The following is an 11,784-nucleotide window of genomic DNA, read 5'->3' as shown; positions in this document are numbered from 1 at the left end:
AAACTGTAACTCAAACCGGAATCGGTTTATACTGATGTTGATGCACCAACCGGTTAGTAGGTAGGGGGCGAAACGTTTGAATTTTTCGTACTCGGACAAAGTTCAGCAACTAGTGGACCAGCTAAATGCGTTCATGGAACGGCATGTCTACCCGAACGAACGGGTTTATGAAGACCAGTTGAAAGCGCTTCCTGATAGGTGGGCACAGGTCCCGCCGATTATTGATGAACTAAAGGAGCATGCGAAAGCGGAAGGTCTCTGGAACCTCTTTTTGCCGGAGAGTGAGTATGGTGCGGGCTTAACCAACGTGGAGTACGCACCGCTGTGCGAGATTATGGGTCGCTCACTGCTTGCCCCGGAAGTCTTTAACTGTAACGCGCCCGACACTGGAAACATGGAAGTTCTTGTTCGATACGGTTCTCCCAAGCAAAAGGAAACGTGGCTACGCCCTCTGCTCGACGGCCAAATTCGCTCATGCTTCTCGATGACCGAACCTGACGTTGCTTCGTCAGATGCTACGAATATCTCCACGAGCATCGTTCGCGACGGCGATGAATACATCGTGAACGGGCGCAAATGGTGGTCATCCGGTGGCGGCGATCCACGCTGCAAAGTCGCCATCGTCATGGGCCGTTCGAATCCGGATGCACCAAAACATGAACAACAGTCCATGATTCTCGTTCCCCTCGACACAGATGGCGTAAAAATTGAGCGCATGCTCACCGTGTTTGGATACGATCACGCCCCACACGGTCACGCCCAAATTACCTACAACAACGTTCGTGTCCCAGCAGAAAATATGATTTGGGGTGAAGGAAAGGGCTTCGCCATTGCGCAGGGACGCCTTGGCCCTGGGCGAATTCACCACAGCATGCGTTTGATTGGCGCTGCCGAGAGAGCGCTGGAACTTCTCTGTAAACGGGTACAAAGCCGAACGACGTTTGGCAAGCAGTTGTCCGAACAGGGTGTCATTCGGGAGTGGATCACGCAGTCGAGAATCGAGATCGAGCAGGCAAAAATCCTGACGCTAAAGGCTGCTTACATGATGGATACCGTGGGGAACAAGGAAGCTAAGGCAGAAATCGCGATGATCAAAGTGGTTGCACCGAATGTTGCCTTGAACGTTCTGGACCGAGCTATTCAAGCGTTCGGCGCCGCCGGCGTCAGCCAAGATTACCCGCTCGCCGCACTCTGGGCAAACGCTCGGACGCTCAAAATTGCAGATGGGCCTGACGAAGTCCACCGTGCTCAAATCGCTCGTTACGAACTGTCAAAATATCGCGTTTGAACTCACCTGTTCACTCTTTCGCTTCAACTAAAAACGAAGAGAGGAGTACTGCGAATGCACGTCAAGGACTTGTTTGATATAACTGGAAAAACCGCCATCGTCACAGGAGGTGGCCGGGGACTGGGTGAGCAAATTGCGACGGGACTTGCAGAAGCAGGGGCCAATGTCGTTCTCTGTTCGCGAAAAGTCACAGCATGCGAGGAAGTCGCGGCTCGTTTGGCGGAGATCGGCGTAAAGACACTCGCAATCCAGTGCGATATTGCAAACCCCGAAGATGTGAAACACGTAGTGGAGGCAACGCTCGAGCGCTTGGGGCGAATTGACATTCTTGTCAACAACAGCGGCGCAACGTGGGGAGCACCAGCTACAGACATGCCCCTTGAAGCGTGGAAGAAAGTCATCGACGTCAATGTCACAGGGACATTTCTTATGAGCCAAGCGGTTGGCCGATCCATGATTGAACAGGGTGGCGGCAAAATCATCAATATCGCCTCAACGGCTGGGTTTGGCGGCGTCGATCCACGACTCATGGACGCCATTGGCTACAACACGAGCAAGGGGGCCATTTTGACATGCACGAAGGACCTGGCGGTCAAATGGGGTCCGCACGGAATCAATGTGAACGCCATTGCTCCTGGATTTTTTCCCACGAAGATGTCAAACGCCCTCATTGAACGAGGCGGTAAACAGATGCTTGACGGGACGCCGCTGCGCCGGTTTGGCTCCGACAGCGATCTGAAAGGAGCAGCCCTGTTCCTTGCCGCGCCGGCATCTGATTATGTCACAGGTGCGTGCATCACCGTCGACGGCGGTGCATCCGCTCAGTAAACAGACGCCAGACGAAGACAAAGTATGGAATGGACTGGACCAAGGGAGGAATCCGTGATGGCGAATGCAGTTCGGGTGGAAAGAGAACAAGGTGTGGCAACGGTTGTCATTGACAACCCGCCGTTAAACGTCATGAGTCACGAGATTTTTCAGCAGGTTGGGGAAGCGTTCAGGTCCCTTGAACGCGACGACCAAGTGGTTGTTGTTGTGTTGACTACCGCCGGGGAACGGGCATTTGCAGCGGGTGCTGACATCAAGGAATTCCCACAGCTGATGAATAACCCGGACATGTTGGAATTCGTCATGGAGACGCACGCGATTCTCCGCTACATAGACAACTTCCCAAAGCCAACTATCGTCGTACTCGATGGTCTTACGCTTGGTGGAGGCTTGGAATTGGCACTTACCTTCGACATTCGTATCGCTGAAGAGCACGCGCAAATCGGTCTGCCGGAAGTCAAGCTCGGTCTTTTTCCCGGCGGTGGCGGAACACAGCGCCTGCCGCGGCTCGTGGGTGAAGCGAAGGCGAAGGAAATCATGTTTACGGGTGAACCCGTATCTGCAACCGACGCGGAGCGGATAGGGCTGGTCAACAAAGTGGTCCCGACGGGTTCTGGGCGGGAAGCGGCGAAGGCCCTGGCCGCGAAAATGACGCGACACTCGCTCCAGTCTCTAGCTCGCATCAAACAGGCTGTTGATGAGGGGATGGAACTGTCTTTATGGGACGGCATCAAGCGTGAAGCGGAGTTGTTTGTCGAGGTCTAAGACGTACAGGAAGGCGTACGTGCATTCATTGAACGGCGTCCGGCGACGTTTATCCACCGTTGAGGAGGATCGCCCATGGCAGATACCATTCCGGTACGAGCTGGCGAAGGCATTGACCTTGCACCACTTGAGAAATATTTGCGTTCCACTTTCAGGGACTTGCCCAGTGGAGAGCTTGAACTCACGCAGTTCCCCACTGGTGCTTCGAATCTCACGTATGCCTTAAAAGTAGGAGACTGGGAGGCTGTACTGCGGCGCCCACCCCTCGGACCCGTTGCGCCAAAAGCACATGACATGGGGCGTGAGTTTCGTGTGTTGCAAGCGCTCGTTGGACATTTTCAGCTTGCGCCCAAGCCTCTCGCTTTTTGTGACGACCATAGCGTTCTAGGGGCCCCGTTTTTCCTTATGGAACGTCGGCATGGCATTGTCTTGAACACGGATTTTCCAACGGGTGTTACGCCAACACGGGACTTAGGAAGACGGCTGTCACAACAGATGGTGAATGAACTCGTCGGCCTCCACCAAGTCGACTATACAAAGACCGATCTCGTCCACATGACCCGCCCCGAAGGCTTCATGAAGCGGCAGGTGGATGGGTGGATCTCGCGATACAATCGGGCAAAAACGGATGATGTCCAAGGTGTGGAAGAATTGATGAAATGGCTGGCGGACGGGGTCCCTGAGGAATCTGGATGCGCCATCATTCACTACGATTACAAATTTAACAACGCCATGTTCAATCGCGAACTAACGCAGATGGTGGGTCTGTTTGACTGGGAGATGACCACCGTCGGAGATCCCCTCGCGGACTTAGGTGCTGCCATGAGCTATTGGCTTCAAGCAGATGACCCAGAAATGCTCAAAGTGGGCCTGGGGAAGCCACCTATCACCATCAAGGACGGATTTTTTACTCGCAGGGAGTTCATTGAGGCTTACGCGCAACAGAGCGGACGTGATGTATCGCGTAGTCACTTCTACGTGACCTTTGCCTTTTTTAAGCTGGCTGTCATTATTCAGCAGATCTACTACCGATACAAGGCAGGACAGACGAACGACTCACGCTTCATGAACATGAATCACGGCGTAGCGGCCTTGGTGGAATGGGCTTTGCAGAGTGTTCGGAGACCTGACTGATTGACTGAATTCAAAGGCGTATTTTTGGGGGTTCACTGGGACTGGGCAATATGCCAAGTGAACCCAAATGTCATTCATCCCCCAGGAAGTTAACCTTCCCCACGAATACTATTGTTTGTATCCATAAAATCTAGTGCGATGTTTTGATGTCCACTGGGTGTTCGGAGGGGTAAAACTTGAATATACAGCAAATGATCCGCCATCCTGGGATTCCGATAAAAAGTTTTTGGCTGTCGTTGCACTATGCGCCCAGACGGTTTTGGAAGTTCCCAATTACTGCGTCGCGTAACGCGGTAATAAAAAGTGGGACAGGTGCTGAGTTACGTGTAGGGGAGCGGTTAGAATTAGGACGGTTCACGACACGCGTTGGCGAAATTGGCCAAATTAATTTGGATCATACAGTTGTCCAGCTTGCTAAGGGCAGTCGGTTCATATCGGATGGTCGAGTCACCTTGGGACCGGGGGTGCGTGTCATCGTCGGAGAAGATGCGGAAGTGCACATCGGAAAAAACACGTTTATTAGTGCAAATTCGAAAGTAATCAGTCGTTCGAAAGTCGACATTGGTGATGACTGTGCAATCTCATGGGATGTTCAAATACTAGATACAGACTTTCATGAACTGAACGGGCAACGTACGGTTACGGCACCCATTAAAATAGGGAACCACGTGTGGATCAGTAGCGGGGTGAACATCCTCAAGGGAATTACAATTGGTGATGGTGCCGTAATTGGTGCAGGAACAGTTGTCACGAAAGATGTACCACGTGGTGCGTTGGCCGTCGGCAACCCTGCCAGGATTGTTCGCAAGAATGTTCGTTGGTCTTTATAAGGACATTGGAACATGCTTGCGAGCGTCCCAACGGCCATTTGGAAATGTACCGGGTGGACTGGACCCGTGCTAAGGTAAGCCGAATTTCATATTAACTATTGGGATATCGCGTCCTTTGAATGAATGCCGCGAAACCAGCTAATCTCTGCATCATCAAGCGGACCTCAGCATCTGTGAGGATGTCTCTTCCTGGTTTGGTGTTACAGTCGTACACATAGCAGCAAGACGGTCCCGGAGCGACATCGATGCCGAGAAATGCCAAGGTTGGATTGTCGCTTTGCAATGCTTTGGCGACGCGGATGGCAGCGAGTTCGGCGCGTTTGATGTCTGGTCGGGTGATTCCTGCACCGCTCAGCAATGCGTCCACATTCGGCGAAGCCATAGAAGTGAACGTGCCTCCGCCATGAAAATTGGTTACCAGGGCTCCTGCTGCGCTGCGTCGAATCGTTGTTGCCGTTACACACCACTGTCCGCCATCATCTCGTTGTACAGTCACACGAACATCGATGCGTCGACCGTCTTTCGTCCGAGGCAAGTCGACTTCCTCTTGGATCATGTACGCTTTGTTGGCTAGCATGCTTCGCAAGAAACGTACTAGATGAGCATGTTTCACTGTTTGATGCAATTGTTTTCCGTGATAGAAATCGCTTTGCAGCAGAATCAAGCCGTTTTTCATCACGGCGATTCGAACAATGTTTCGTCCGCCCGAACCCCGTGTGGGTTTGAGCCAGACAACAGATTTCTTGTTCAGTGTCTGCAGGATGTCGTTGACGGACTCTGCCGTTTGCGTCTCTGGAATGCACGCTGGTTTTAAACTCTTTTTCGCTAACCGGCGGTAGACGTGGTCCTTGCCCGGAAACGAGGGATTGGAACACGGCTGGCCGCTACGTGTGATCGCCGTCTTGAGTCGTCTGTATGCAAGGCGGTGCCTCTTTAAGTCTTGCAAATACATGAAATCAATCCATACGGGGCGGTCAATGTTTGCTTTAATTCGCTTCCAATCTGATGTCAATACGTCCAACTGCCATCCGTCCGCGGTGACTGGAATCCCATGTCTGTACGCAATGTCATACGGTGTCACGACGACCATCTGTACCCTGTTTGCATGAGCGAACCGAGACAGCAACTCAAGCGTCCTCGTCCGTCGCTTACGCCCATGAATCACTGGTCTATCACCGGTAATGACCAACAGCACACACTCACCTACTGTTCACCGCGTCGCCTAATTTTCCTCAACAGCAAATGCTCGTATGGACACGTCACAGTCCGTACCCAGGCTGTCACGTTCAAGATCGTACTTCCAGCGGTGCCGTGGGCAGATTGCGGAGAATCTCCTCAAGTCTCTCCAACGTATGCGTCTGCTCAGTGAACGTCAACGCAGAAACCACCGTGACCCAAATAGGTCAACTCCATGATGTGGCCCCCCTCCGATTGCTTTGTACACTTTATGTCGCATGCAAAGTGGCAGAAAGGGACAGAGAACGACCTGTACATTGTGTTCAAGCGGCCGTGATCGCGCCCGTAGACGGACACACACAAATCTCTTGTCCGGCAGGCATAACCTACATTGTCCAACGTTGGTGTGAGGTGGGGAAAAATATGCGAGTGCTACTTGGAATTAACCGTTTGTGGCGGGGTGGGGGAACAGAAACCCACGTGATGACCTTGGCGGATCGACTCAAGAAAATGGGTCATCGAGTTGTTATTTTTACATCCGGTGGAGGATGGGTACAAAAGGCTCGCAATCTCGGGATCCCAGTACACGTTGAAAGGGACTTGCGGAGCTCAACATCGAAAGGGCAGCAAGCGTTCCGCAAGTTCGTCCGCATCAACCAATTCGATCTCGTTCACGTTCACGACGGGCCAACTCTTGGACTTGCCTCGCGCGCACTGGTCGGACGCAAGGATATGCCTCCCATTGTTTACACGCTACACGGATCGTACGTGGGCATGAGTACGCTTCTGCAAGCGAGTCGCAAGGCGAAAGCAATCATTTGTGTTTCCCCGACGATGCGCAGGACATTTCTTCGCAAAGTACCGACAGTACCCGGCAAAGTCACGGTTGTTTCCAATGGGATTCGTGGGGACGTCTTTCATCCAAGTGCGGCGTCGGGTCGCGCTTTTCGAATGACGCACAAGATCCCCCTAAATGCGTTTGTTATCGGCTACTCGGCTCGATTTACGTTTGACAAGACTGAGCTCGGCAGGCGGGTTGTTCGGGTTTTGCGACGATATGTGAAAAACAACCCAAATGTTCACGTCGTTGTCGCTGGGAGAAATTCAAAGAATGTCGTCTCTCCCGAATCGCGGCTGCATGTGCTGGGGCATGTCGAAGATATGCAGAATTATTACAATGCATGCGATGCGCTGATCGGGACGGCACGCGTTGCAACTGAAGGGATTGCTTGTGGAGTACCAACCATTTGTATAGGAAAAGGTGGTTTCCATGGGCGTGTGACATCTGAGAACTTGACCCGGATGTTTCGAACCAACTTCGGGGATCACAGCACGACTGTGTACTGGAAAAATGTGGACTTGCTCCGAGAGATCCGTGCGTTTCAACGGGATCGCACCGCTATTGTGACAGAGACGGGAAACGTGCGAGCGCGAGTGATCAGAAGGCTGTCGGCTGAACAGATGGCGCGTCGGACCGAACTCGTGTATAAACAGGCTGTGCGTGCGAACTGAACACTCATCATCAGAAGTGGACTGGTATACTACTCCTAGTAGTCCAAGCACATTTTGGAACGGGGAGCAGATACGATGCAACGATGCGGCTGGGTCAATGAGGATCCGCTTTATCTAGCGTACCATGATGAGGAGTGGGGCGTGCCTGTATACGATGACAGAAAGTTGTTTGAGTTTTTGGTTCTCGAGGGTGCGCAAGCGGGGCTAAGTTGGTACACGATTTTGCGCAAGCGAGAGAACTATCGGACTGCATTTGACGGGTTTGACTTCGGCAAAGTAGCTGCCTACGGTGAGGACAAAGTCGCTGAACTCTTGTTCGAGTCGTCTGGAATCGTGCGAAATCGACTGAAAGTGGCATCAGCAATACGCAACGCGAAATGTTTTCAGGAGGTTCGTGAGGAATTCGGAACGTTTTCGAACTATTTGTGGGGATTTGTGGATGGGGAGCGAATTGTGAACCACTGGCGTGAATTGAGCGAAGTCCCTGTAAGTACGGATTTGTCGGATCGGTTAAGCAAAGATTTAAAGCGGCGAGGGTTCAATTTTGTCGGTACAACGATTATGTATTCCTATCTCCAAGCCGTTGGAGTTGTGATGGATCATATTGTCCCTTGTTTCCGGCACAGTGAACTTCAAAAATGAGACTCGTTTGTCATTCCGGTGATTGACTAGCGAACGCCATAGACTTATGATGATGGCAATTGAATGTAGGGGATGTTTTGATGTCTGTGATGGTTGTTCTGAATTAACCGAATTTCATAGTGACCTAGAAGGTCAATGACCTTTCGGGAAACGGTCATGATGTTTTAAGGCGCCGCTTGCGGTGTTTGATTCGTCATGCTCGTAGAAATTCACTCAGGACAACGGTCTACAGCGCCAGAACTACATGTCTGTGCATACCGTGCTCGTAGAACACGTTTTTTTGTGTATTTGCCATGCTACGCTACCAAGAGCGCATTTGATTTCGCGTGGCAACATGGATGGTACGATACACGATGCATGGGTTAATGAATTCGGCAGGGTTGAACCAGTGTGTTCTCCCTGTCTTTTTTGTCTGTCATGATGCGCTTATCGCCTAGTGCGTTGTCCTGGTACGAAACCCCGGTTGGTCACGTTGTTGTCGCCAACTATTCAAACACTGGGGGTTTTCCATTTTGACCATTGAAGCTCAGCTATTGTTGGATTATGAAAAAGTGAAATCTCAACTGATGACATATGCCATGTCGTATTTAGGACGATCACGGATTGTTGAACTCAAGGCCTCCGTAAACCAACGGCAAATTGAAGGACTGCTATGGGAGACGGAAGAAGCGCTGCGTGTCGTTGTGTCGGGATCAAGTGTTCTCATTCCCTCACTCGACGGTGTCGAGTCGTCACTCAGTCACTTGGAGAAAGGGTTTGTACTATCGGAGCAAGAAATTGGTTCACTCGTTCAATTCATGTTGAGCACGCAGCAGTTAAAACGTTACATGGAGAAAAAGGGGGAGATTGCACCGCGCGTTGCGGCGTATGCGCTCAGCCTAGACGGTCTGGATGAGTTGGTGACAGAACTTTTGCGCTCGGTTGAGCATGGTCAGGTCACGGACGAAGCCAGCGACGCATTGGCGCGAATTCGGAAGAAAATTCGGGTTCAAGCCGACCAATTGGACCGCAAATTGCAGAGTGTCCTGCAGAAGTACAGCAAGTTTTTGCAAGACCACATTGTAACGACTCGCAATGGACGACATGTTCTATCTGTCAAGCGCGAGCACAAACGCGCCATCAAAGGTATTATTGTCGACGAGTCGGCAAGCGGTCAAACCGTATTCATGGAGCCAAATGACCTTCTCGCACTGCAAGACGAGATGAACGAGCTCAAGATTTTGGAGGAGCTGGAGCGTGCCCGCGTGCTCGGCGTGCTGACGGGCATGATCGATGCGCGGCTGAGTTCCATCAAACAGAACTTAGAAATCACAGGTCACTATGATTTCTTATTCGCCAAGGCAAAGTATGCGAAAGCACTGGGCGCGCGGTCTGTGAAGGTAAATGGGAGCGGGCGGATCGACATTCGTGGAAGCAGACACCCGCTCCTGGAGGGGCAGTGTATTCCCCTGGACTTCCGGATTGGGCAGACGTACCGGGCGCTCGTCATCACAGGACCGAACACGGGTGGCAAGACAGTGACGTTAAAAACGGTCGGTCTGCTGACGTTGATGGTGCAGTCGGGGTTGCTCGTCCCAGTCGAAGAGGGTAGCGAGTTTGCTGTCTTTAGCGAAGTTCTCGTGGACATTGGGGACGGCCAGAGTCTCGAACAGTCGCTGAGCACGTTCTCGGCGCACGTCAGAAACATCATTGACATTCTCAATCGAGCGGGTAAAAACACGTTAATTCTCCTGGATAACTGGCATCTGGTACCGATCCCGGCGAGGGGATCGGACTGTCCATTGCCGTGCTCGAGGAATTGCATCGGCGAGGCTCAACGATCCTTGCAACGACACATTACAGCGAAATCAAATCGTTCGCAGAAGTGACGCCAGGATTTGAGAATGCTCGCATGGCATTTGATGTCGATACACTGCAACCTCTGTACCGACTTCACATCGGTGAAGCTGGGCAAAGCTACGCCTTCGAAATTGCTCAGAAGTTAGGCATACCAACGGACATCATTCACAGGTCGCGGGAAATCTCAGCGAGACGGCCACAGCCAAGTGGCTTAGGGAGTTTTCCAGCGCAGGCGGAGCCTGCCCGGGAGGCGCGGCAGGTGGCAAAGCTTCGGCAACACGGTCGCCGAAAGGAAAAACCGGCCGACGCGCAAAAAGCGTTCAATGTGGGTGACAGAGTGTGGATTCATGCCTTGAAGTGCAGCGGTATCGTCTACAGCTTGCCAGATTATCGTGGAAGCATGGTAGTTCTCGTTCGGAAACGACAGATGACGTTCAACGTCAAACGCGTTGCCCCGTATCTTTCGCGAGAGGAACTGTACCCGGACGCGGATAACTACGATTTAGACATTGTCCTCGAATCAAAAGAGGTGCGAAAAAAGCGAAAGATCATGCGTCGGAAGCACATGCCCGGACTGACGATTGAGTATCGTGAAGGGGACGGTCGCTAGACGGAACGAGTGTGGTCAGAAACAACCACGTATGAACCGGCAAGGTGGACATCGCTCGATTTTGTGGAAGACAGTGATGAACATCAGGTTGTTAGGGTGCCCTGAAAGCGCCGCTGGTCGCCACAAGCCAAAAGGCTTTCCGTTAGTGATGTTAAATTCAGGAATAGACAGCAAAGGGCTGCTGGGGTACAGCCCTTTGCTATGTGATTTACACGTTACTTATGATGTTAGGCATTTTTGCGGTCTTGATTTGGCATAAGTACTCGAATGCCGGCATCCTTAAGGCGCATTTCCTCATCTGATGGTAGCCCATTGTCTGTAATCCATGCATCAAAAGCATCTAAGTCGGTCAATTTGACGAACGCGTTTGCCCCATATTTGCTGCTGTCAGCAAGTAGGAATTGATGCGCTGCTTTCTCCATCACCGTTTTCCTTAACGCAACCTCTTCCATATGGAAATCGGTGACGCCGTGCTCCAACGTAACTCCTCCTGCACCAATGAACGCTTTGTCGACGTAGAGGAAGCCCGCAACTGATTTTGCAATGGCTCCAGTCAACGCAAAATCACCTTCCCGCAACCGGCCCCCGGTGACGTAGACTTGAACTTGGTGCTCACACAAGAGTGTTGCAATTGGCAGACTGTTTGTGAGCACGGTCAATCTTTGTTTTTTGGTAAGGGCCAATGCAAATTGCATCAATGTTGTTCCAGAGTCCACAAACACTGTGTCGCCATCTTTCACAAACTGCACTGCTATATCGGCAATGTCTCGCTTCTGCTGAATATATGCTACTGTGCGACTAGTGTAGGATGGCTCGTTTCCGACTTGGTTCAGAACCACACCCCCACGCACTTTCGTCAGGAGCCCTTGTTGTTGCATTTCTTGCAAGTCTCTGCGAGCTGTTTCACGAGACACCCCGAGTCGTTCGATGACCTCTCCTGTGGATAAGGATCCACCTTGTTCCCTGAGGAACCGTTCAATCAACGCAAACCGTTGTGCTTTTAGCATGTCGGCCTCCATGTCAATGTGTGCTTATACACAAAATAGCACAATTTTACACAGCAATTGGTGTGTAACGACATATTAATGCAATTTTAACCTACCGTTTACATGATTCATGTGGACGTTTAACAAACGTGGATTAGGATATTCGTGTCAAAT

The 11,784-nt window shown here is 51.5% G+C and carries 8 protein-coding genes and 2 pseudogenes; 8 read left to right on the top strand and 2 right to left on the bottom strand.

Going from position 1 to position 11,784, the window contains the following annotated elements; all coding sequences use genetic code 11:
• The first annotated feature begins 76 nt into the window (after positions 1–76).
• From NZD86_RS18050 to NZD86_RS18030, 5 genes and pseudogenes are all read left to right on the top strand, one after another.
• Complete coding sequence (locus NZD86_RS18050; RefSeq protein WP_268043441.1) at positions 77–1,288, top strand: acyl-CoA dehydrogenase; 1,212 nt, start codon at positions 77–79, stop codon at positions 1,286–1,288.
• Between the two features lie 54 nt (positions 1,289–1,342).
• Positions 1,343–2,116: an SDR family oxidoreductase gene (locus NZD86_RS18045; protein ID WP_268043440.1), complete on the top strand. Its 774-nt coding sequence runs from the start codon at positions 1,343–1,345 to the stop codon at positions 2,114–2,116.
• 57 nt (positions 2,117–2,173) lie between these two features.
• Positions 2,174–2,944: pseudogene (locus NZD86_RS18040) on the top strand (enoyl-CoA hydratase-related protein).
• 12 nt (positions 2,945–2,956) lie between these two features.
• Positions 2,957–4,015, top strand: coding sequence for a phosphotransferase family protein (locus NZD86_RS18035; RefSeq protein WP_268043438.1), 1,059 nt, complete (start codon positions 2,957–2,959; stop codon positions 4,013–4,015).
• 176 nt (positions 4,016–4,191) lie between these two features.
• Positions 4,192–4,845: an acyltransferase gene (locus NZD86_RS18030; protein WP_268043437.1), complete on the top strand. Its 654-nt coding sequence runs from the start codon at positions 4,192–4,194 to the stop codon at positions 4,843–4,845.
• A 91-nt stretch (positions 4,846–4,936) separates the two neighbouring features.
• Here NZD86_RS18030 and NZD86_RS18025 read toward each other — a convergent pair whose 3' ends face one another.
• Entirely contained in the window at positions 4,937–6,040 is a 1,104-nt protein-coding gene (locus tag NZD86_RS18025) for a YheC/YheD family protein (protein ID WP_268043436.1), read from the bottom strand.
• A gap of 404 nt (positions 6,041–6,444) precedes the next feature.
• Here NZD86_RS18025 and NZD86_RS18020 point away from each other — a divergent pair, with 404 nt between their 5' ends.
• The 3 genes and pseudogenes from NZD86_RS18020 (at position 6,445) to NZD86_RS24815 (ending at position 10,624) form a co-directional block, all read left to right on the top strand.
• A complete protein-coding gene (locus tag NZD86_RS18020) occupies positions 6,445–7,533 on the top strand; it encodes a glycosyltransferase family 4 protein (protein WP_268043435.1) in 1,089 nt (362 codons plus the stop codon).
• Positions 7,534–7,608: 75 nt separating this feature from the next.
• Positions 7,609–8,175 (top strand): DNA-3-methyladenine glycosylase I, encoded by a 567-nt coding sequence (locus NZD86_RS18015; RefSeq protein ID WP_268043434.1) that lies wholly within the window; start codon positions 7,609–7,611, stop codon positions 8,173–8,175.
• Positions 8,176–8,741: 566 nt separating this feature from the next.
• Positions 8,742–10,624 (top strand): annotated as a pseudogene (locus NZD86_RS24815) (endonuclease MutS2).
• A 227-nt stretch (positions 10,625–10,851) separates the two neighbouring features.
• Here NZD86_RS24815 and NZD86_RS18005 read toward each other — a convergent pair.
• A complete protein-coding gene (locus NZD86_RS18005) occupies positions 10,852–11,631 on the bottom strand; it encodes a DeoR/GlpR family DNA-binding transcription regulator (RefSeq protein ID WP_268043433.1) in 780 nt (259 codons plus the stop codon).
• Between the last annotated feature and the right edge of the window lie 153 nt (positions 11,632–11,784).

Source organism: Alicyclobacillus dauci (genome assembly GCF_026651605.1).
Taxonomy (GTDB): Bacteria; Bacillota; Bacilli; order Alicyclobacillales; family Alicyclobacillaceae; genus Alicyclobacillus; species Alicyclobacillus dauci.
Note: the sequence above shows the minus strand (reverse complement) of the source record. Positions and strands in the feature narration are given on the sequence as shown.